Origin of the sequence: Olsenella sp. An270 (assembly GCF_002159735.1) — a bacterium.
GTDB lineage: Bacteria > Actinomycetota > Coriobacteriia > Coriobacteriales > Atopobiaceae > Thermophilibacter.
Genome location: NZ_NFJF01000001.1, coordinates 34294 through 56258, shown reverse-complemented (window position 1 = coordinate 56258; position 21965 = coordinate 34294). Strand labels below are relative to the sequence as shown.

Sequence of the window (21965 nt, the reverse complement as noted above, 5' to 3'; positions counted from 1 at the left end):
CTAGCTCGTCCGCACGTTGGCGAGCGCGAGGTCACGGTGCGAGATGCTCACGTGATAGCCGCCCTTCTCGAGGTAGGACGCCGTCGCCTCGGCGATGGCGACGCTTCGGTGCTGGCCGCCCGTGCAGCCCACCGCGATGGAGAGGTGGCTCTTGCCCTCGGTGACGTAGCCGGGCATGACCACGTCGAGCAGGCGCTCCCAGGCGTCCATGAACTTCTCGGTGGTGGGGTTGCCCAGGACGAAGTCGGCGACGATCTGGTCCTTGCCCGTGAGGGTGCGCATCACCGGGTCGTAGAAGGGGTTGGGCAGGAAGCGGACGTCGATCATCAGGTCCGCCTCGACCGGCATGCCGTGCTTGAAGCCAAACGAGAAGACCGACACCTCCATGAGCTGCTGGTCGGTGAGCTCGGAGAACGCGCGGCGCAGACGGGAGCGCAGGTCGGCCGTGCGCAGGCGGCTCGTGTCGATCACGAGGTCGGCGGCGTCGCGCACGGCGGCGAGGCCGGAGCGCTCGCGGGCGATCGCCCGGTCGAGCGACTCGCCCGGCGCGGCCAGCGGGTGGCGTCGGCGGTTCTCGTCGTAGCGGCGCATGAGGACGTCGTCCGAGGTGTCGAGAAACACCACGGAGCAGGAGATCTCGTGCTCGCGCAGGCGCGTGACCGACTCGGCGAACTCGTCGAAGAGCCCCTGGCTGCGCAGGTCGCAGGTCACGGCGAGGTGGCGGCCCACGCCCGAGTTGATGCCCACGAGCTCGGCGAGCTGCAGGAGCAGGCGCGGCGGGAGGTTGTCGATGCAGTAGTAGCCCATGTCCTCGAAGACGTGGAGCGCCTGTGTGCGGCCCGATCCGCTCATGCCCGTGATCACCACCACGTCGGGCACGCGGGCGGCACCCTCCGCGGCGCGCATCTGCTGGCCGTCTGCTGACATGGGACCTCCTCTCGGCTGAGGTTCAGTATAGCCCGCGCCCGGGGCGAGACCCTAGCGCTCCTCGGGGTAGACGACGCCCCAGTCGGCGCGCAGGCGCGTCATGAGCTCCATGACGTCGGACGCGCAGCCGAGAAGCGCGCGCTTCTCGGCGTCCCCGGCCACGGCGGCCTCGAGGTCGGCCATCTCGTAACAGAGCGCGTAGGCCTCCTCGCCGCACGCCACGGTCTCGCGCCGTCCGTCCTCGGTCCAGACGATGGTCGCCGCGTCGGCGCGCGGGTACTCCTCGACCTCAACGTAGCAGCGGTCGAAGGAGAGCACCGCGCGCTTGGGCTGCTTGGAGTGAAGCGTGAGCGAGACCACGCCGATCTGTCCCTCGGCGTTGCGGCAGACAACGCCGCCCGCCTCGTCCACGCCGGTCGAGGCCAGGTTGCCGAGCGAGACGACCTCGGTGGGCTGGCTCTCCATGAACAGGCGCATCAGGGAGAGGGCATAGACGCCGATGTCGAGCATCGCGCCGCCGGCGAGGTCGATGTTGTAGAAGCGGTTGGTGAGGTCACCGTACTCCTTGTAGCTGCCAAAGTTCAGCTGGGCGAGGTTCATGCGGCCAAACTCGCCCGTGCGGGCCCGGCGCAGCAGCTCGACGTAGAGCGGCATGTGCAGGATCGTCGTGGCGTCCATGAGGACCACGCCGTTCTTCTCGGCCAGCGCGCGGGCCTCGTCGAGCTCGGCGGAGTTGAGCGTGATGGACTTCTCGCAGAGCACGTGCTTGCCGGCAGCGAGGGCGCCGCGCAGGTAGCGGATGTGGGTGTTGTGCGGCGTGGTGACGTAGACGGCGTCCACCGCGGGGTCGGCGTAGAGGTCCTCGAAGCTGTCGTAGACGCGCTCGACGCCGTGGCGCTCGGCGAAGGCGGCGGCCTTCTCGCGCGTGCGGTTGGCCACGCCGTGGATGCGGCGGCCGGCGAGGGCGAGCGACTCCGCCATCTGGTTGGCGATCACGCCGCAGCCAATCACGGCCCAGGTGAGCTGCGGCGCGACGAAGACGTCGTCGGGGAACGGGCGGTCCTTCGCGGCCTCGTAGGCGGCAGCGGCGGCGGTTGCGGCGTCAGGCATGGGGAGGACTCCCTTCTCGCTTGTCCTTGTCGCCCCCATGGTAGTCGATGCCCCGTCGGACACCGCATGAGGTTATGCGACATTCGCTCGGTTATGCGGCGTGCGCAGAGGGGCTCCTCCAGCTTAGCAAGGCGTCTGGCTGGGATGATGTGAAGGCGACAGACGTCGCATACCCTCGGCGATGTCGCATAACCTCTTTGGGGCGAGAAGGACAGGGCGGCGAGAAGGACGCCCGCGCGTCACTCCCCTTCCGCGGGCTTCTCGGCAAGCTCCTCGGCGGCGCGCAGGGCCTGCCAGACGGCATGCGCCACATCGGCGGGCACGCCCGGCGTCGCGGCGATCTCCTCCTCGCTCGCGGCGCGCAGCCGCTTCATGGACCCGAAGCGCCTCATGAGGGCGCGGCGCCGCTTGGGGCCGACGCCCGGGACGTCGTCGATCGCCGAGCGCGTCATCGCCTTGTCGCGCAGCTCCCGGTGGAACGTGATCGCAAAGCGGTGGGACTCGTCGCGCACCTGCTTGATCAGGTAGAGCGAGGGCGATCCGGAGGGCAGCACGACCGGCGTGTCGTCCCAGGGTACGAAGATCTCCTCGTCGGACTTGGCCAGGCCGCACACCGGGATGTCCAGCCCCAGCTCCTCGAGCTGTGCCATGGCGGCCGTGAGCTGCGGCTTGCCGCCGTCCACGACGAGCAGGTCGGGACGGCTGCCAAAGCGCTCGTCGGCCATGCGCTCGGGCGCGTAGCGCCGGCCCAGCACCTCGGACATGCTCACGAAGTCGTTGGCCTCGGTGAGCGGCGTCTGGATCTTGAAGCGGCGGTACTGCGACTTGTCGGGACGGCCGTTGGTGAAGACCACCATCGACGCCACGGTGAAGTGGCCGTGGAGGGTGGAGATGTCGAAGCACTCGATGCGCATCGGCGGGGCGTCCAGCGCAAGGGCGCTCTCCAGCTGCAGCAGCGCCTGGTTGGTGCGGTCGTCGGCGTAGCCGGTCTTGACCATGTAGCGCATGAGGGCGTGGCGCGCGTTGGCCGAGGCCATGTCGAGCAGGTGGCGCTTCTCGCCGCGGCGCGGCCTGTGGAGGTGCACGCCGTGGCCGCGCTTCTCGGCGAGCCACCCCTCCACAACCTCGGCGTCCGCGAGCTCGCAGTCGAGGTCCACCTCGGCGGGGACGTCGGCCGTCTCGTCGTAGTAGCGCTTGACGAAGCCGCCGACGAGCTCCTCCTCGCCCACGTCGAGGCCCTTGTCGAGGATGAACTCGACGGAGCGCACCGTGCGGCCCTCGCGCACCACGAAGACGCAGGCGCAGCTGATCGTCTCCTCGCGGTAGAAGCCGATGAGGTCGGCGCTCACGTTTGACGAGAAGACCACCTGCTGGCGGTCGTCGAGGGCGTCCAGACCGTCGAGCCGGGCCTTGAGGCGGCCCGCGCGCTCGAAGTCGAGGTTCGCCGCCGCCTCGCGCATCTGGTCGGTCAGCTCGCCGACGATCTCGCGACGGTTGCCGGCGAGGAAGCTCTCGACCTGGCGCACGTGGCGCGCGTACTCAACGGTGTCGATCATGCCCGCGCACACGCCGGGCCCGCGTCCCACGTGGTAGTCGAAGCAGGGGCGGCAGCGCTGCGCGAGCACCAGATTGGCGACCGCGGCCTGCGAGGGGTCGCGGTCCAGGATCCGCTTGGCGCGCTTCCACTCCGCGCAGGTCGCCGTACAGATGGGGACCACCTTGCGGAGGGTGTCGATCGTCTCGCGGGCGGCGCGGGCGTCGGTGTAGGGGCCGAAGTAGCGCGTGCCCTTGCGGTGCCTCTCGCGGGTGTACTTGATCGCCGGGAAGACGTCGGACTCGGTGATCGCGATGAAGGGGTAGCTCTTGTCGTCCTTGTAGTCGACGTTGAAGTAGGGGTGGTACTGCGCGATGAGGTTGCGCTCCAGCACGAGCGCCTCGTGCTCGGAGCCCACGACCACGTAGTCGAAGTCGCGGACCACCTGCATCATGAGCGGGATCTTCTCGCGCTCGTCGGAGAGCGTCACGTACTGGCGCATGCGGGCGCGCAGGCTCTTGGCCTTGCCCACGTAGACGACCTCGCCCTTGGCATCCTTCCACAGGTAGCAGCCGGGCTCGGTGGGAACCTGCGCCACGCGCTCGGCGAGAAGGGCGAGGTGGTCGTCGGGGACGTCGGCGGCACGGCCGGCCATGGCTACTTGAACAGCTTCCGGTACAGCTTGAGGGCCGCGTCCCACACGCGGTACAGCGGGGAGAGCGGGCGGTCGAACGAGCCGACCCACACGGTGGGCTCGTCGACGAAGAGCATCTTGAAGGTGCTCACGCCGCCCTCGAGCAGGCCGTTCAGGTCGTACAGCCGGGACCCGCCGCGCTTTGCGGTGACGATGGCCTCCCACTTGAGCAGGTAGTTCGCACGCAGCCGCTTGCCCTCGTCGGTCACGCCGCCCCACAGCTCGAAGGCCGTGCCGGACGTGGCCACGTTCCACAGGAAGGCGAGCGCCCTGCCCTCGAACTCGGCGACGAAGACCTGGTTGACGTCGTCGCATGCCGACATCGCCGTGCGATAGTACTCGTCGGGATGGAGGGCGAACTCGTCGGTGTCGGCCGTGTGGTGGTAGATGTCGAGGATGGCGTCGAGGTCGGCCTCGGTCGCCCGGCGCACGGTGACGCCGGAGCGCGCCGCCTTGCGGATGTACTGGCGCGCCTTCTTGGAGTGGAGGCCGGCCATGATCTCGTCCTCGGTGGGCGTGAGGTCGATCGCGGCGGTGCGGGGCAGCAGGACCTTCTCGGAGCGCTCCCAGCGCGCGCCGAGGGAGAGCTCGCCCTCCCTCACGGCCGGGTCGATCTTGAGGGAGACGGCGGAGAGGCTCTCGCGGCACCACTCCGCGACCGCGTCGGCCACCTCGGGCAGGCGGTCGGGGGACGCCACGGGGCCGCGGGGGGCGTAGCAGATGTGGCCGAACGGCCACGGGAGCTTGCGCACGAGCACCTGGCAGGCGCCGTCGACGCACCCGTCGCGCTCGATCACGATGCGCCGGGCCGTCCACGAGCCCGTCCTCTCCTTGAGCTCGCCCCATCCCCATGCCTGCATGGGGTGCCCGCCGCGCTCCTCGACGAGCGCGTCCCAGTCCTCAGCGGACGTGACCTCACGAAACTCCGTCATGCGCCGTATGTCCCCTCGATGTGTGGTTTAGCTGTGTCGTAACTCTACCACGGCGCGCTCTGCTTGCATCAACTCGACACACCGCTATACTGGGGCACGCTCACACGCCGATGTAGCTCAACGTCAGAGCACCGGTCTTGTTTTCCGGGGATGCAGCGTTCGACTCCTGCCGTCGGCTCCATGTTCTTCTCGGCCGCCCTCGCGGCCTTTTTATTCAGACGATGAGGCAACAGGCTCACTCACGTAGCGCCAGATCGCAACCTGCTCTCCGGTCTGGGTGGTCTCGCCGAGCGTGTCAAGACGCTCAGCGCGCACATCCGACCCCGTGTGTTCCGTGAGATACGTGGCGATGAGATCGGCTTGGCTCTCGTAGCTGGCCGTCACCATGTCCTCGCTGTCCACGAGATTGGAGAGGTAGCCGCTGCGCGAGAGGCCGGAGCGCTCGAGATAGGTCTGCCACGACGGGGTGTAGTACTCGTAACCACCAATGAACACGGCGTTGTCGGGCTGCTCCCAGGCATCAAACGCAAAGATGTCCTCGTTGGTAAGGATTCCCTGGGTCTGCGTGAAGAGCACCGTCGTGTCCGCGTTGCTTGCGAGGTAGGCCTCCGCCGCAGAGGTCATGTCGTTGGCAAGCGAGGCCTGCAGCGGCCGCACATAGGTGAGCCAGAGCAGGCCCAGCACGCCCGCATATGCCACAACCCCGGCAGCGGGCACCACCCATCCCAGGAAGACGCCCTCAGGACGCCCCTCGTCTTCCTCGGGAGCAAGGCAGCACACCACGAGCGCAAACAGTGCGACCACGAAGACCGGAAGGAACACATGGACCTTCAGGCGGGCGCGCAGGAATATGAGGAGAAACTCGAGCAGTGCGAGCACGGGCACCGAGAGCGTGAGCGCACGGGCGGCACCACGGTAACGGCGCGACGCGCAGATGAAACCCGCGGTGGCAAAAAGCACAATGACAAGGCCGAGCACGAACGCGGTAAAGGACGGTCGGGCGAGAATACCCTCGACCATCGTGTTGAGCCCGTAGCCGCTCACCACCTCTCCGACTTTCTGGAAGGTCTCCAGCGAGTAGGTGTCGGCGTCCACGAAGAGGAAGCCGTAGATCATGTCTACGTCGGTTTGCGAGAGCTCGGGAGCAACCCGTTGGATGTCATCGTAGTCCACCACAGGGTAGTCGGCGACAGCCTGTGCCGCCCTAAACGTGGGTTCGAACTCCTCCCAGCCGGGAGTGAGATGCCAGGCAAGCATGCCCGCCACCCATGAGACCCCCATCGCAGCGACTACCCCGAGCGCCATGAGCATCGTCGCGAGATTGCGGTTCCGAACGAGCGCCCAGACGAGGAAGGGTGCGAACAGGGCGAGCGCAGCGAGGCCAGACTCGGGGCGAAGCGAAAAGCCGAGAATAATGAAGGAAAATGCCAGCACGTCCGAGGAACGCACCCCCGTCGGGCGACGGAACGCGGCGCGACGAAGCACGAGGGCGACGCCCGCCGCGAGGGCAAGGAACGCGACTATCGTGTAGGTAAGGTATACCGTGACCATGATCTCGCAGAGCGAGAGCGCGCAAAGCAGAAAGATCCTCAACGGGGCGTGAGCGCGAGAGAGGAGGGTGATTACGTCCATTACCGCAAACGAAATCACAATGAGGGCGAGCAGTGAAATCGGAAACCACGGGACTGTAGGAAAGAGCGCGTAGAGCCCGGCCAGCGGGGCGCTGAAGCCCACGAGCGAGTAGAGCATCAGGAACCCGGGTGTATCGAAGTAGGCACCGCGAGCGTAGAGGTCCTGCATGAAGTCGTCAGGCATCGCATACTTGGGCACCTGAACCAAGCAGACAAGCACGACGATCGCGACGGAGACGCCCAGACAAAACGCCACCTGCCTCACGGAGGCACGACCGTCCGTCGTCTCTGACGCATCTCTCATATGCCTGCAACTCACCATGCCCGCCCCTCTCGACACACCGTCTCTCCACATCTTATCCAATCACACCGGAGTTGGTCGGCAAACTGGTCACTAGGCTACAATCGGGTGCGCAAGCACGCGCCCGTCTGGCCGGCGCGCGAACCCTCGGACGAAAGACTCCCCATGGCACCCTCGCCCACCCGCACTGACTTCCTTCCCGTCGTCCTCGGCGGCGACATCGGCGCATATGCGCTCTGCCGCGAGTTCCACGAGGCCTACGGGGTGCGCCCCGTCATCATGAGCACGGGCTTCATCGGCGCCATCGCACACTCGAAGATTCTGTCGACGCACACCGTCCCCGCGCTCACGCGCGAGGAGCTCATCTCTGGCCTTGCTCGGATCGCCGCCGAGCGTCCCGGCGTCACCCTCTTGCTCGTCGCCAACACTGACCCCCTCATCGAGCTGCTCGAGGAGGTTCACGACGAGCTGCCGGAGCAGGTCGTCTGCCCCCTGCCTCCCCGTGCCGCCTTCGACGCGGTATGCGACAAGGGCGTATTCACCCGACTGTGCGGCGAGCACGGGTTGGACACCCCACGCACCGAGGTGGTCCGCCTTGCCGGTAACGAGAGAATCGCGCCGAGCGAGCTACCCTTCCCCGTCATCGCCAAACCTGCCGTCTCCGCTGGCTACTACCCCACGCTTATGAAGGGCTTCAAGAAGGTCTACTACATGACTGCCCAGGAACAGCTCGACGAGCTGTGGCGCAACCTCAGGGCCTCCGGCTATTCCGGGGACTTTCTCGTTCAGGAGCTCATCAGCGGCGACGACACCTACATGGACTCGCTCACGCTCTACATCGGTCGCGACGGCGGCGCCCGGCTGCTTGGCGCCGCACAGGTTCTGCTCGAGGACCACGCCCCCGCCATGCTCGGCAACCCCGTGGCCATGGTCATCCGCGAGAAGCCCGAGCTGTGGGAGCGTGCCGCGGCGCTGCTATCCGAAGCAGGCTACCGTGGCTTCGCCAACTTCGACATCAAGCGCGACCCCGTAACTGGTCGCGAACTCTTCTTAGACTGCAACCCGCGCATCGGACGCAACTCCTACTATAACGTCGCGGGCGGCGTCAATCCCATGGAGGTGCTCGTACGTGACGTCATCGATGGGGAGAAGGACGAGACCCGCATTGCCGACGACGAGGCGCTCTACACGCTCGTCCCCGTCTCGTTACTGAGACGCTACGTGCGCGAAGAGGCGCTTCTCGCCGAGGTTGACGACCTGGTCGCACGCGGGAGGGTCTTCGACCCGCAGCGCTACGACCGTGACCGCGGACTGCGCCGCATCATTGACGTGGAGCTCACCGAGAAGAACCACATCCGCAAATTCGCCCAGTACTACCCCAAACCCACCGACACCTCTTTCTAGCGGGAGGAGACGCGCATGGCCGGGAAGAGCCCCAGGCTCGAGGAGCTTCGCGAGGCATTTGCCCGTAGGACACACACATCGGCTCAAGACTGGTTTCCCGTCTTCAAGGCACGCTACGGGATGAGGGAGGTCTTTCGCGCCGCCGCTGACGTCCACGGGGACGGCAGCGTGGTGACCACGCTCTTCACGGGCTGCACCGCAGTCGACTCGATCATCTCGGCTGGTCTCTCACCTCGCTACGACGCCATCGACCCGGCAACGCTTACCGTGGACACCGGAGCGCTCGTCCTGGACGCTTCCGTTCGAGCGGTGATACTCCAGAACTCCTACGGAATCATCGACGAGCGTGCGAGCGCGGAGTGTGCCGTCAAGACGCACGAGGCGGGCGCTTTGTTCATGGAGGACAGCGCGCACTGTGTCATGCGCATGGCACGCGACGCGGAGGGCCAGCCGCTCGCCGACGTCTCGATCCACTCGCTCGGCATCGAGAAGCAGTTCTCCATCGGCTTCGGCGGGCTCGTATGGGTGAACCCGGACATGCCCGACGCCGCGCTGCACGAGCGTCTCGTCTCGTCACTAAGCTCCCTCGACGAGCCGCCGGCACGACTCGGGCGCAACGCCCGTCGCTACGGCACGCAGAACCGGGTGCTCGTCCACCTGCCCGGCTCTCTCGGGAGGGCGCTGCGCGCTTGGCTGACGCAGACAGGCCGGCTCGAGCCGCCCGTGGCCGCCGTCGAGCAACGCGGTCAGCTTCCCTACCCCTCTTACCTGCCCAGCGCGGAAATCACCGAGCGAATCCTCGCTGCGGTCCCAGGCATAGATGAGGACGAGGCCATGCGACGCGTCTGGGTGAACGGATACGCCAGAGCTCTCGAGGGCCGGAAGGGGATTTCCATTCCCGCCGGGGCTCTCGGAGTGGGTCGGACTCAGCCGCTCACTCGGTTCCCGATCATCCTTTCCAGTGAGCCTCAGGCACGTGAGCTCATCGATGACCTTCGCTCCCGGGGGTTCTACTGCGTGGACTGGTATCGCGTGCCCTTCTACCCGGGCGCGACCGACCTTGCGGCCTATAACATGTCCGAGACGGACGAGGCGTATCGGAGCTTCCGGGAGACCTACGGCGGCATCGTGGGACTCCCCACCGACCTCGACCCCTCCCGTCAGAAGGACGTCGTCGAGATTGTGCTGAGGCACCTGGGCTAGCTAGCGGCGGACGCGAGCGAGAACCCGCCCCAGACGATCAAAGAGCGCGTCGAAGAAGGGTGCCTCGGAGACGTGGGCTGCGTGCGCACTTCCGTAGCAGGCCACGAGCGCGACCGAGCCGGCGACGAGCGTGTAGATTATGTTGGAGAGCATTCCCTGCGCGGCTCCGAACAATGAGCCCATACCAAAGAGGACGAGCGCTCCCGCTGCGGCACCAAGCGCCCCGAAGCCGAGGGCGCGCGCGCAGGAAACCAGGATCGAGCGCATCCCGAACGGACCGATTTCCTTTCGTACGGAGACGAAGGAGATGACGTCTACGGCAATGAACAGGAACGTAGAGCTGAAGGGCACCACATAGAGGCCGTAGAGCGGCGTGAGCACAATACAGAACGCTACCTGGATCGCCGCGGCGACGACCGTTGCCAGCGCGTAGATCCGCATGCGCATGAGCGATGAGCAGATCTTCTGGAAGTAGGTGGAGACGCCGTAGAACGGCAGGGCGATCGCCTGGAACTGGAGGTAGGTCGCCGTGAGGGCGGCGTCATGCGCGTCGAAGCCCCCGATGATCGCGATGAGATAGGGAGCGAAGACGACAAGCAACAGCGTGCAGGGAATCAGCGTGAAGGCGATCTTGCGTATGCCCGACGCGACCGTGTGACGGTAGGCGTCCATCCTGTCCGCCACGCGGAAGTTGGAGAGCTCGGTGAACATGGTGGTGGAGATGGGGATCGCCAGGATCGAGTACGGCAGCACGTACCAGACACGAGAGTAGTAGGCGATCGCGGCACCGTTGGCGGTCACCTGCAGGGCACAGGAGGACTGAACCGCGTTGGTGGGGAACGATGCGAAGGTCACGACGAGCGTCGGCAGTCCGATGGCGAGCGTCTCGCGCAGGGCGGGGTCGTGCAGGTTCACACGGAAGCGCAGGCGCACGCCGTGGCGCCTGAGCGCGGGGAGCTGGACGAGGACCTGCGACGCCACGCCGAGGGGATTGCCCACGGCGAGGACGATGAGTGCCTGGTCCCACGCCATGACCCCCGAGTTCACCAGGTAGGCGTAGATGGAGAACGACGCGATCGTGATGACGTTGTTCAGGATGGGCGCGGCGTTGCTCCAGACGTAGTCCCGCTCGGCGTTGAGGACGCCCGAGATGACGGAGGACGCGCCGTAGAGCATGACCTCGAAGGCGAAGAAGCGGAAGAACCAGACCGCGAGGTCGAAGTCGAAGTCCGCGCTCGCGCCCGCAGACTGCGTCCACACGAGCGGCACGGCGAAGACGAGGCAGAGCACCGAGAGGGCGCCCATCGCGAGAAGGACGAGCGAGAGGAGGTTGGAGGCGTAGTCCGCCGCGCCGCCGCTGCCCAGCCGGCGCCGGACGGAGAGGTAGACCGGCAGAAACGACGTGATGAGCATCCCGCCCATGACGAGCTCATAGAGGAAGTTGGGCAGCGTCGAGGCGACGGTGTAGCAGCTCGCCACCGCCATGAGCGCGCCGGAGAGGGCGTTCGCCTGCGCCATCGTCCTGCCGAACCCGGTGATGCGACTCACGATGATGAGCAAGCTCGCGCCGTTCGCCTTGCGAGCGGCGAGGCTCTCGACCTCCTCCTCGCTCTCCTCGGCAACGGCAGTGGCGCTCTTCTCTGCGTCCGTCATGTCTCCCCTCTCGCCCATGCGCTACACCGGCGAGCCGCCGCCGACGTAGTTTCCGCCCGTGCCGAGGGTGGAGGTGATCACGCCCACGCCCGGGGAGGAGGCGTGCACGTAGCGACCGCCGCCGATGTAGACGCCCACGTGGTAGATGGCGGACGCGCTGCCGCCGTTGCCCCAGAAGACAAGGTCGCCGGGCTTCAGGCTCCCGATGTCGTAGACGAGGTGGCCCTTGCGGGCGACGAGATTGTACTGCTGCTGGGACTGGTGAGGTATGCTGACGCCCACCTGCGCGTAGGCGTAGGAGGTGAGACCCGAGCAGTCGAAGGACCCGGGCCCGCCCGCAGCCCAGACGTAAGGCTTGCCCACCTGGGCCAGCGCGATGTCGACGACGCTCGAGGGCGCGTTGCCCGAGTCGGTGTTGGTGTTGCCGCTCGCGGAGCCTCCGGCGGAACCGCCCTGCTGCTGTTGCTGCAGCTCCTGCTGGCGACGGGCCTCCTCCTCGGCAATGCGGATGGCCTCCTCCTCGGCGAGCTTGTCCTTGAGGTCCTGGTCGAGCTCCTCGTAGTAGCTCTCCTGCGCGGCGACGCGCGCGTTGACGTCGTCCACGTGCGCCTGTTGCTCGGCCACGAGCTCGGACTGGGCGCTCTCCTGCTCGGCAAGCTGCTCCTGCTGCCGCTGGAGCGCGTCCTGCTGCTGCCGGAGCTCCACGCGATCCTCCTTGACCTGCTCCACGAGCTCGGCATCGTAGTCGGCGATGCGATTGGCGTAGAAGAGGTTGGAGAAGAGCTCGTCGAAGTCCGAGGAGCCGAGAACGACGTCAAGAAGCGACGTGCCCCCGTGCTTGTAGCTGTCCGAGAGACGGTCGGAGATGGCCTGCTGACCCTGGGCGATCTCACGTTCCTTCCGGGAGATCTCCTCCTCGGTCCGCTCGATCTCCTCCTCGGTCTGCGCGATCTGGCCACGCGTCTCCTCGAGCTCTGCGGTCACGGTCTGGAGCTCCCCGTTGGCGAGCTCCAGCTCCATCGTGTACTCCTGGAGCTTGGCGTAGGCCTCGTTCACGCGCGCCTGAATCTCCGCAGAGGTCTCGGCGCGGGCGGGCGACGGGAAGAGGGCCAGCGCGAGCGCGAGCGACCCGGACACGAGGGCGGCGGGCAGGGTGCGACTGAACTTCATGTGCGAACCACCTTTTCGTTTCGTTGTCGCACATCATAGCAAACCGCTCCTTCAGGGCGCCCGCCCTGGCGAGCCTCCTCAAATCGAACGGAAAGGCTAGTGACGGCGGGCGTCCAGCTCCCCGGCGAGCTCCTCGGTCGAGACGCCATAGCGCTCGAGGGTGACGAGCAGGTGGTACACGAGGTCAGCAGCCTCGTAGCGTATGTGGTCGTGGTCGTCGTCCTTGCATGCCATGACGACCTCCGTCGCCTCCTCGGTGAGCTTCTTGAGGAGGCTGTCCTCCTTGCCCGAGAGCAGGCGCGCCGTGTAGGAGGTCTCCGGCGAGGAGCCCCTCCTGTCGCGGATCACCGCAGCGAGGCCGGAGATGGTCTCCCCGAGGTCCCCGTTGACGACGTTCTCAGTGCGCTCACCCATGCCTACTCCCCGTCCCTCTCGGCCGTGCCCGCCATCTCTCGGAAGAAGCAGCTCCGGTGTCCCGTGTGACAGGCAGGGCCCGGAGAGTCCACCTCGACGAGCAGCGTGTCGGCGTCGCAGTCAACCAGGACGCGGCGGACATGCTGCATGTTTCCGCTGGTCGCTCCCTTGTTCCAGAGCTCCTGGCGACTGCGGCTCCAGAACCACGTGGTCCCGGTCTCGAGCGTGAGGGCGAGCGACTCCTCGCTCATCCACGCGACCATGAGGACCTCGCCGGTTCCCTCCTGCTGCACCACGGCGGGCACGAGACCGCGCTCGTCGAACCGCACGCTCGCGACGTCGACGCCCAGCCGCTCGACCTCCTCGCCGGCGTACCTCTCGGCCATCATTCCCCCTAGAAGTCCAGGCGCACCGGGATGCCCTGGCTCGCCATGTATTCCTTGACCTGCCTGATCGTGAACGTGCCAAAGTGGAAGACGCTCGCGGCGAGCACGGCGTCCGCCTCGCCCTCGAGGATGCCCTCGGCGAAGTGCTCGAGCGTGCCCACGCCGCCCGAGGCGATCACCGGGATCGGCACGGCACGCGAGACCGCGCGGGTGAGCGCGAGGTCGAAGCCGTCCTTCGTGCCGTCTCGGTCCATGCTGGTGAGCAGGATCTCCCCGGCGCCGCGGCGGGCCGCCTCCTCCGCCCACGCGACGGCGTCGATGCCCGTGGCCACCCTGCCGCCCGCGAGGTAGACCTCCCAGCGGTCCTCCCGACCCACACGCTTGGCGTCGATCGCGCAGATGACGGCCTGGCTGCCGAAGGCTGTCGCCGCGGCGGTGATGAGGCTCGGGTCGCGCACGGCGGCCGAGTTGAGCGAGACCTTGTCGGCGCCCGCCGCGATCATCGTGCGACACCCCGCGACGTCGCGGAAGCCGCCCCCCACCGTGTAGGGGATGCGCAGCTCGGCCGCGGCGCGACCGGCCAGGTCGATCGTGGTCGCCCTGTCATCGGAGGTGGCGGTGATGTCGAGGAACACGATCTCGTCGGCGCCCTCGTGGTCGTACTTGCGCGCGAGTTCAACGGGGTCGCCGGCGTCGCGCAGGTCCACGAAGTTGACGCCCTTGACCACGCGGCCGTCGTGGACGTCCAGGCATGGTATGACGCGCTTGGTCAGCATGGCTTCCTTTCGTCGATGCCGGCGAGCCGCCGCCCCAGGCGGAGGGTCCATGCTGGCAAGCTTACCGCGAGATCGGGGCGGGCGGCCCTCTTGCACACGGGTCGTAACATGGGCGGCTAGCGCAGACGCGACCAGGCCTTGAGGGCCCAGCCCACGGGACCGGGCTGGAACCGGCGGCCGACGTCGGCGAGGCGCGCGGGGATGTCGATGTGCTGGGGGCACTTGCGCGCACAGGCGCCGCAGCGCACGCAGTTGCTCACGAGCTTGGGCTCGCTCGTGCGGACGGCGCTCGCGGCGTAGTACTGCCACGCGCCCGAGAACCAGCCGTGCGCGTAGCTCGCGTTGTAGGCGGAGAACGAGCCAGGGATGTTGATGCCCTGCGGACACGGCATGCAGTAGTTGCAGCCCGTGCATCTCACGCGGTTGGCGCGCTCGAACTCGGCGACCACCCGCGCGACCACCTCGTGCTGCGCCGGCGTGAGCGAACCGGGGAGCGCCCGCTCGGCGATTGCGGCGTTCTCGTCGACCTGCTCGGGCGCCGCCATGCCGGAGAGCAGCATCGTGACCTCCGGATGGTCCCAGACCCAGGAGAGCCCCCAGGCGGCCGGCGTCTCGAGCCCGGGCTCGGAGGCGTCGTCGAGGATGCGCCGGGCCCGGTCGGGCAGGCGATCCGCCAGACGTCCGCCCAGCAGCGGCTCCATGACGAACACGGCGAGGCCGCGCGCGGCGGCCGCGCGAAGGCCCGCCGTCCCCGCCTGGTAGCTCTCTCCGACGTAGTTGTACTGGATCTGGCAGAAGTCCCAGTCATAGGCATCCAGGACGACGGGAAAGTCCCCGGCGCTGCCGTGATAGGAGAAGCCGACCTGCCGGATGCGGCCGGCGTCGCGCTGGCGGGCGACCCACCCCTCGATGCCGAGCTCGCGCAGGCGATCCCACTGCCCGGGGCTCGTGACGTTGTGGATCAGGTAGTAGTCCACGTGGTCGGTGCGAAGGCGGCGGAGCTGCTCGTCGAGGATGCGGTCGAGGTCGGGGGCGCCACGGACCGAGCCGTGCGGGAGCTTGGTGGCCACGAGCACCCGGTCTCGCACGCCCAGCTCCTCGAGGGCGGCGCCCACGCAGGCCTCGTTGCCCGGGTAGAGGTAGGCCGTGTCAAGGTAGTTGATGCCGCGCTCGACGGCACGGGAGATGATGTCGCGGGCCTGGCGCTGGTCGGGACGGCCGAGCGCCCCGGGGAAGCGCATGCAGCCGAGACCGAGCGCGGATATGCGCTCTCCGTTTTTGGGGTTCACGCGATACTGCACGGCGACCTCCTGTCGCGTCGAAGACCCGTCCCTCGTGAAGCGGTCCGGCGTCAGTTTATCGCACCATACGTCTGGCCTCTCGCCGCCGGGCGTCAGATGACGGGCTTATTCGCGTCAAAACGGTCGCTCGTGCTGCATTCAGGGTGGTCGCGGGATCAAAAACGTCGTTCGTGTAGCGTGTTTTTGTCCAGTTTCGCGGAATTGATTCGAGTCTTTATTTCCTTATATGGGCAAACGTCGATTATCAAAAATTGAAGGCCGGTTTTTTCGGAAAACGACGCTGCACGAACGAGGGTTTTGATCTTCGGAGTCGCCCAAATGTCGCACGAGCGGGCTTTTTATGCACCGCGGGACCCTGAGACGGCGAGCGCGTCGGCGAGAGAGAACGATCCCTCGTAGAGGGCGCGTCCGGTGATGGCCCCTTCGACCACGTCCGGGCCGAGGTCTGCAAGCGCGCGCAGGTCGTCCAGGCTCGCGATGCCGCCCGAGGCCACGACGGGAAACCCCGCCACCCCGGCGACGTGGCGGTAGGCGTCGGCGTCGATGCCGCACCGCATGCCGTCACGCGCGACGTCGGTGAACACGAGGTGGCGGTAGCCGAGGTCGGCGAGGCGCGCCACGAGCTCGTCGGCGGAGAGCGAGGCGCCCTCGCGCCATCCGTTCACGCGCACCTCCCCGGCGCGGGCGGCGACGTCCGCGACCACGAGCTCGCTGAACTCTCGAGCCGCCTCGGCGGCGAAGGACGGGTCGCGCACGAGGGCCGTTCCGATGGCGATCCGGCGCACGCCGAGACCTGCGAGGCGCTCGACGGCGCCCATCGAGCGCACGCCGCCCCCCGCGTCCACCGAGATGCCGTCGACGACGCATATCGCACGGATGGCGGCGTCGTTGGCCGCGCGGGCGGCCTCGTCCTCCTCGAGCGTGGCGGAGAGGTCGACCACGTGCACCCAGCTCGCGCCGGCGTCACGGAACTCCTCGGCGACCGCCGCCGGGTCGTCCGAGTAGACGTCCATGCGGGAGCGCTCTCCGTTGGCGAGCCGTACCACGCGTCCGCCCACCAGGTCGATCGCCGGAAAGAGGATCATGCGGCACCCCCTGCCAGACGCACGAAGTTGCGCAGGATCCGAAGGCCCACCGCGGAGCTCTTCTCGGGGTGGAACTGGACGCCGTAGGTGTTGGCGCCGTCCCAGACGGCGGAGGCGAAGCTGCGCGCGTAGTGCGTGCGCGCGGTGACCACCTCGGGCGGGACGTCGTCCGCCAGGGCGAAGGAGTGCGTGAAGTAGACGTGCGCGCCCTCCGCGACGCCATCGAAGAGCGGGCACGCGCGGCCGCGGGGCGTGAGGTCGAGCTGGTCCCAGCCCACGTGGGGAACCTTGAGTCGGGGGGACTCGAGCCGCGTGGCGGAGCCGGCGACCACGCCCAGGCCCTCCTCCCACGAGCCGTCGCCCGTCTCGTTCCCGCGCTCGAGGAGGAGCTGGAGGCCCAGGCAGATGCCCAGGAACGGCACCCCCCTGCCCAGCGCGGAGAGAATCGCCTCGCGCTGCCCGCTCTCGCGCAGGTACGCCATGGCGTCACCAAAGCTCCCCACGCCGGGGAGCACCAGGGCGTGCGCGGAGGCGATCGCGGCCGGGTCGTCGGTCACGAGGGCCGACCCGCCAGCCTCGACCAGGCCTCGCTCGACGGAGCTGAGGTTCCCCTTGTGGTAGTCGATGACGACGATCGGCGCCGTCACAGCGAGCCCTTCGTGGAGGGCACGCCGTCGACGCGCGGGTCGCTCTCGACGGCCTCGCGCAGGGCGCGCGCCGCCGCCTTGAACGTGGCCTCGATGATGTGGTGCGCGTTCTCGCCAGTGACGAGCCGCAGGTGCAGCGTGATGCCGGCCTCGCGCGCGAGCCCGACGAAGAACTCCTTCGCGAGCTCGGTGTCGAAGGTCCCCACCTTGGAGGGGCCGATCGGGACGTCCCAGTAGAGCTCGCCGCGACCGGAGAGGTCCACGGCTGCCATGACGAGCGCCTCGTCGAGCGGGACCATGACCGAGCCAAAGCGGCGCACGCCGCGCCTGTCGCCGAGCGCCTCGCGCAGCGCCTGGCCGAGTGCGATGCCGGTGTCCTCCACGGTGTGGTGGTCGTCCACCTCGGTGTCGCCCTTGACGCGCACCGTGAGGTCGACGAGCGAGTGGCGCGCGAGGGCGTCGAGCATGTGGTCGAAGAAGCCCACTCCCGTCTCGACGTCGGCGACCCCGGTGCCGTCGAGGTCCACGGAGAGGCCGATGTCCGTCTCCGAGGTGGCACGGACGACCTTGGCGGTCCTTGTCATGATTCCTCCCTTGTGAGCACCGCGAGCGCGTCGAGGAGGGCGTCGTTCTCCTCCCGCGTGCCCACGGTGAGCCTGAGACAGTCGTCGAGCCCCGGCGTGGACGAGAAGTCGCGCACCAGGATCGAGCGCTCGTCGCGCAGCCGCTCCCACGTGCGGTGGGCGCCCGGGACGCGCGCCAGCACGAAGTTGGCGGCAGAGGGCCACACGCGCACGCCGGGCAGCGCGGAGAGGCCCGCCGCCAGACGCTCCCGCTCCGCCACGATGTCGGCGACGACGGGCGCGAGGAGGTCGCGGCGCTCCACGAAGGCGAGCGCGACCGCCTGGGCGAGCACGTCTACCGAGTATATCTGGCGCACGGCCCCCAGGGCGTCCACGACCTTGGAGTCCGCCACGAGGTAGCCCACGCGCAGGCCGGCGAGGGCGAAGGCCTTGGAGAGCGTCCGCAGCACGATGAGGCGCGGCCTGTCCGCGACGAGCGGCACGAGGCTCGCCTCCTCGCCGGCAAACTCCACGTACGCCTCGTCCACGAGCACGAGCGCCTCGGTCTCGGCGAGCAGCCGCTCCACGAGGCCACGGTCGACGAGGCCACCCGTGGGGTTGTTGGGTGAGGTGAGGATCACGAGGGCCGCGTCACGTGCGGCGGCGAGAAGGGCATCGGCGTCCACGGAGAAGTCCTCCGTGTCGCGCGGGACGGCCACGACGGGCGTCTCGCACATCGCGGCGAAGTTGGCGTACTCCGCGAAGTCCGGCGGGCAGGTGACGACGGCACGCCCGGGCCCGCCGAAGGCGAAGAGCAGGTTGAAGAGCAGCTCGTCGCCGCCGTTGCCCACGATAACGTGGGCGCGGTCCGTGCCGTGGCGCTCTGCGAGGGCGTCACGCAGGGCGTTTGCCATGGGGTCCGGGTAGCGGTTGAGCGGCGTGGCAGCCGAGGCCGCCGAGGCCGCCTCAGCGAGCTCCTCCGGCAGCGGGTGCGTGTTCTCGTTCGCGGAGAGGTTCACGCGCACGGGCGAGAAGCGCGGGTCATAGGGCTCGAACCCACGCAGCGCGGGACGCAGGCGCGCCGTCACGTCGAGGGTCTTATCGGCCATGGCTAGCCCCTCCGCTCGAAGCCGGGCAGCGGGACGCCCGCCGGCGCGGGCAGCGCCTCCGGCCAGGCGACGCGCGCCACGTCGCGGACGTCGACCTCGGCGCCCTCCGCGGCGCGGCGGCGCAGGCCGACGGAGAGGGCATGGGCCCAGAGTCCCTCGGCCTGGGCGATGGTCTGCGTTGCGGGGGCGTCCGCGAGCAGGCCCTCGGGCGTGTAGCAGATCACGCTCGAGCGCTTCTGGAAGTCGTAGACGCCGAGCGGGTTGGCCCAGCGCGCGGTGCCGCCCGTGGGCAGCGTGTGGTTGGGGCCGGCCACGTAGTCGCCCAGCGGCTCGGAGCTCCAGGGCCCCACGAAGATCGCGCCCGCGTTGCGCACGCGTCCGAGGAGCCCGAGCGCGTCCGCACAGTGGAGCTCCAGGTGCTCGGGGGCGATCACGTTGATCGCGTCGACGGCGGCGTCGAGCGTGTCGCAGACCACGACCACGCCGCGGTCGTCGAGGCTCGCGCGGGTTATCTCCTCGCGCGGGCTCTGGGAGACGAGCAGCTCGACGGCGGCCAGGACGCGCTCGGCGAGCGCGGTGTCGCAGGTCACGAGGTAGCAGCTCGCCATCGGGTCGTGCTCGGCCTGTGCCATGAGGTCGGCGGCGACCACCTCGGGCGCGGCGTCGGCATCCGCGAGCACGCACACCTCGGAGGGGCCGGCCACCATGTCGATGCCCACGTCGCCGGAGACGTAGCGCTTGGCAGCGGCCACGTAGGCGTTGCCCGGGCCCACGATCTTCTCGACCGCAGGGATCGACTCGGTGCCGTAGGCCACGGCGGCAATCGCCTGGGCTCCGCCCACGGCGTAGACCTCGTCCACGCCGGCGAGCGCCGCGGCGGCGAGGGTGTAGGCGGAGAGCGTGCCGTCCGCCTGCGGCGGGGTGACCATGACCACGCGCTCCACGCCGGCCACCTTGGCCGGCATCGTGTCCATGAGGACCGTGGAGGGGTACTGCGCGCGCCCACCGGGCACGTAGACTGCGGCGGAGGCAACAGGCGTCACCTTCACGCCGAGCATCGTGCCGTCCGCGCGGGTGGTGAACCAGGACTGCTCGCGCTCGCGCTCGTGGAAGTCGCGGATCTGGTCGCGCGCCCGGGTGAGCGCGGCCAGAAACTCGGGCGGCACGAGGTCGAGCGCGCCGGCGACCAGCTCGTCCGGCACGCAGAAGTCCCGCGGGCACGCGCCGTCAAAGCGCAGGCAGTACTCGCGCACCGCGGCGTCGCCGCGCTCGCGCACGTCGTCGACGATCTTCTCGGCCGCGGCCATGACCTCGGCGGGAAGGACCCCCGAGCGGTTGAGGTCGGCCTGCGTGAGGCGCGCTCCCCCTTCGAGCGTTACCGTCCTCATGACGCACTCCCCTTCCTGACCTCGGCGAGACGAGCCGCGAGGTCGCGAATCCTCTTGTCGCAGCGATACGCCGCCGGCCCCGCGAAGAAGCGCGCCGAGCACTCCATCACGTCGTCGACGATCACGAGGTCGTTCTCGGCGAGCGTGGTGCCGGTGGCGGTGATGTCCACGATGCGGTCGGTCATGCCCACGATCGGGCCCAGCTCGATGTTACCGTGCAGCGTGACGATGTCCACCTGCTGGCCTATGGAGTCGTAGTAGCGGCGCGTGATGCGCGGGTACTTGGTGGCCACGCGCACGGTGCCGCGCCAGGCGTAGTTGCGCTCGGCCTCGCCGGCGCGGCCCGCCGGCTCCGCCACGACGAAGCGGCACGCGCCGTAGCCCATGTCCACGAGTTGGAGCAGGTCGAGGTCTGCCTCCACGAGCGAGTCCGTGCCGCAGAAGCCGCAGTCGGCGCCGCCGTGGCCCACGAAGGCCGGCGCGTCCTGCGCGCGCACGATCACGTACTCCACGTCGCCCTCGCGCACGACGAGGCGGCGTCCCGGGTCCTGAAGCTCGGCGGTGGGCAGTCCGGCGGCGGCGAGGGCGCGCACCGTGTCGGCGAAGAGCGAGCCCTTGGGCACCGCGACGCGCAGCGGGCGCTCCGCCAGGCGCACGCCCGGCGTCACCACGCCCGACTCCCCCGGCTCCCCGAGCACCTCCTGGAGGCGCTCGAGCGAGAGGGCGAACCCGCAGGCGACGAGCCCCGGGCGCCCCAGGTTGGCAAGGACCGCGTCGTAGCGGCCGCCCGAGGCGAGGCTCGCGGCGATGCCCTCGGCATAGCCCTTGAAGATGATGCCGGTGTAGTAGTCGAAGGAGTTGATGATCGAGAAGTCAAAGGAGACGCGACCCGCCTCGAAGAGGTCCGCGAGCTCGGCGGCGAGCGCCGCGAGCTCGGCGGTGCCGCGACACGCCTCGGGCACGCCGGCGCCGGCGAGAAGCGCGTCCAGCCGCGCGATCACCTCCGTCCCGCCGCCCATGCGGCAGACCTCGGAGAGGGCGCGCGCGGCCGCGGGGTCGAGGTCCTTCTCGGCCGCTATGACCTCGTCGAGCGTGACGAGGTCGGAGTCGTGGACGAGCGCGCGGACGCGCTCGGAGAACGCGGGGCTCGGCGAGCAGGCGTCGAGCAGCGCGGTCACGGGCACGGGCGAGCCGAAGACGATGCGCCACGCGGGGACCTCGAGCGTGGAGAGGGTCTCGGCGAGCAGGCGCACGACCTCGGCCTCCGAGGCGGTGCCGTCCGTGGCCACGAGCTCCACGCCCAGCTGCGTGAACTGGCGCGGCTGGCCGCGCAGGCTCGGCTCCTCCCGGACGACCGGGGCGCTGTAGCGCAGGCGCGCCGGGAGGTCCCCCGACGCGACGCGCCCGGCGACGAGACGCGCCACGGGCAGCGTGAGGTCGGGGCGCAGCATGAGCAGCGTCTGGTCGGTGTCGAAGAGCTGGAAGGCTGAGTCCTTGATGCGACCGCCGCGCTCGAGGGCGGAGCGGTCCTCCAGAAGCGGCGTCTCGACGGGCAGGTACCCGTGCGCCGAGAAGCATTCCCGCACCACGTCGCAGATGCGCTCGCGGGCGAGCGCCTCCCGGGGAAGGATGTCGCGGAATCCGCGGGGCGTTCTTGCGATCACGTTGGCTCCCTTCGGCCTGCCCGCTCGTCGGGCGTTGCGTCGACTACTTTAGCACACTAAAGTGCCGACGCAA

At 68.8% G+C, this 21965-nt stretch carries 19 protein-coding genes and 1 tRNA gene; 3 read left to right on the top strand and 17 right to left on the bottom strand.

Going from position 1 to position 21965, the window contains the following annotated elements; translation table 11 throughout:
• The 4 genes from rapZ to B5F73_RS00215 form a co-directional block, all read right to left on the bottom strand.
• Window positions 1–927 carry an RNase adapter RapZ gene (rapZ, locus tag B5F73_RS00230; RefSeq protein WP_087224695.1) on the bottom strand — a complete coding sequence of 309 codons (927 nt, stop codon included), beginning with the start codon at window positions 925–927 and terminating at the stop codon, window positions 1–3.
• A 51-nt stretch (window positions 928–978) separates the two neighbouring features.
• Window positions 979–2037 (bottom strand): Gfo/Idh/MocA family oxidoreductase, encoded by a 1059-nt coding sequence (locus B5F73_RS00225; RefSeq protein ID WP_087224692.1) that lies wholly within the window; start codon window positions 2035–2037, stop codon window positions 979–981.
• 239 nt (window positions 2038–2276) lie between these two features.
• On the bottom strand, window positions 2277–4226 hold the full coding sequence (uvrC, locus tag B5F73_RS00220; protein ID WP_087224689.1) for an excinuclease ABC subunit UvrC: 1950 nt from the start codon (window positions 4224–4226) through the stop codon (window positions 2277–2279).
• A 2-nt stretch (window positions 4227–4228) separates the two neighbouring features.
• Complete coding sequence (locus B5F73_RS00215; RefSeq protein WP_087224686.1) at window positions 4229–5197, bottom strand: peptidoglycan bridge formation glycyltransferase FemA/FemB family protein; 969 nt, start codon at window positions 5195–5197, stop codon at window positions 4229–4231.
• A gap of 106 nt (window positions 5198–5303) precedes the next feature.
• Between B5F73_RS00215 and B5F73_RS00210 the strand changes: the two genes are divergently transcribed.
• Window positions 5304–5378 (top strand) — tRNA-Thr (locus B5F73_RS00210).
• A gap of 29 nt (window positions 5379–5407) precedes the next feature.
• Here B5F73_RS00210 and B5F73_RS00205 read toward each other — a convergent pair.
• On the bottom strand, window positions 5408–7132 hold the full coding sequence (locus B5F73_RS00205) for a hypothetical protein (protein ID WP_239379742.1): 1725 nt from the start codon (window positions 7130–7132) through the stop codon (window positions 5408–5410).
• 162 nt (window positions 7133–7294) lie between these two features.
• On the opposite strand from B5F73_RS00205, the gene B5F73_RS00200 reads away from it, so the two are divergent.
• Window positions 7295–8533, top strand: a complete 1239-nt coding sequence (locus B5F73_RS00200; RefSeq protein WP_087224680.1) for an ATP-grasp domain-containing protein — start codon at window positions 7295–7297, stop codon at window positions 8531–8533.
• A gap of 120 nt (window positions 8534–8653) precedes the next feature.
• The gene (locus tag B5F73_RS00195) at window positions 8654–9736 is read left to right on the top strand and encodes a DegT/DnrJ/EryC1/StrS family aminotransferase (protein ID WP_239379741.1); all 1083 of its coding nucleotides are present in this window, start codon (window positions 8654–8656) and stop codon (window positions 9734–9736) included.
• Here B5F73_RS00195 and murJ read toward each other — a convergent pair whose 3' ends face one another.
• The 12 genes from murJ to hisG form a co-directional block, all read right to left on the bottom strand.
• Complete coding sequence (murJ, locus tag B5F73_RS00190) at window positions 9737–11389, bottom strand: murein biosynthesis integral membrane protein MurJ (protein WP_239379740.1); 1653 nt, start codon at window positions 11387–11389, stop codon at window positions 9737–9739.
• A gap of 21 nt (window positions 11390–11410) precedes the next feature.
• Window positions 11411–12559, bottom strand: a complete 1149-nt coding sequence (locus B5F73_RS00185) for a C40 family peptidase (RefSeq protein WP_087224672.1) — start codon at window positions 12557–12559, stop codon at window positions 11411–11413.
• Window positions 12560–12655: 96 nt separating this feature from the next.
• Complete coding sequence (gene hisE / locus B5F73_RS00180; protein ID WP_087224670.1) at window positions 12656–12973, bottom strand: phosphoribosyl-ATP diphosphatase; 318 nt, start codon at window positions 12971–12973, stop codon at window positions 12656–12658.
• Window positions 12974–12975: 2 nt separating this feature from the next.
• Window positions 12976–13359 carry a phosphoribosyl-AMP cyclohydrolase gene (gene hisI, locus B5F73_RS00175; RefSeq protein WP_087224667.1) on the bottom strand — a complete coding sequence of 128 codons (384 nt, stop codon included), beginning with the start codon at window positions 13357–13359 and terminating at the stop codon, window positions 12976–12978.
• Window positions 13360–13367: 8 nt separating this feature from the next.
• Window positions 13368–14135: an imidazole glycerol phosphate synthase subunit HisF gene (hisF, locus tag B5F73_RS00170; protein ID WP_087224664.1), complete on the bottom strand. Its 768-nt coding sequence runs from the start codon at window positions 14133–14135 to the stop codon at window positions 13368–13370.
• Between the two features lie 116 nt (window positions 14136–14251).
• Window positions 14252–15436 carry an aldo/keto reductase gene (locus B5F73_RS00165; protein ID WP_087224661.1) on the bottom strand — a complete coding sequence of 395 codons (1185 nt, stop codon included), beginning with the start codon at window positions 15434–15436 and terminating at the stop codon, window positions 14252–14254.
• Between the two features lie 338 nt (window positions 15437–15774).
• A complete protein-coding gene (locus B5F73_RS00160) occupies window positions 15775–16521 on the bottom strand; it encodes a 1-(5-phosphoribosyl)-5-[(5-phosphoribosylamino)methylideneamino] imidazole-4-carboxamide isomerase (RefSeq protein WP_087224658.1) in 747 nt (248 codons plus the stop codon).
• Window positions 16518–17168 carry an imidazole glycerol phosphate synthase subunit HisH gene (hisH, locus tag B5F73_RS00155; protein WP_087224655.1) on the bottom strand — a complete coding sequence of 217 codons (651 nt, stop codon included), beginning with the start codon at window positions 17166–17168 and terminating at the stop codon, window positions 16518–16520. The genes B5F73_RS00160 and hisH overlap by 4 nt, the downstream gene beginning before the upstream one ends.
• Window positions 17165–17752, bottom strand: coding sequence for an imidazoleglycerol-phosphate dehydratase HisB (gene hisB / locus B5F73_RS00150; RefSeq protein WP_087224652.1), 588 nt, complete (start codon window positions 17750–17752; stop codon window positions 17165–17167). Before hisB ends, hisH begins: the two co-directional genes overlap by 4 nt.
• Window positions 17749–18840, bottom strand: a complete 1092-nt coding sequence (gene hisC / locus B5F73_RS00145; RefSeq protein ID WP_087224649.1) for a histidinol-phosphate transaminase — start codon at window positions 18838–18840, stop codon at window positions 17749–17751. Before hisC ends, hisB begins: the two co-directional genes overlap by 4 nt.
• Window positions 18841–18842: 2 nt before the next feature.
• Window positions 18843–20228 (bottom strand): histidinol dehydrogenase, encoded by a 1386-nt coding sequence (gene hisD, locus B5F73_RS00140; RefSeq protein WP_087224646.1) that lies wholly within the window; start codon window positions 20226–20228, stop codon window positions 18843–18845.
• Window positions 20225–21892, bottom strand: a complete 1668-nt coding sequence (gene hisG / locus B5F73_RS00135; RefSeq protein WP_239379739.1) for an ATP phosphoribosyltransferase — start codon at window positions 21890–21892, stop codon at window positions 20225–20227. Before hisG ends, hisD begins: the two co-directional genes overlap by 4 nt.
• Between the last annotated feature and the right edge of the window lie 73 nt (window positions 21893–21965).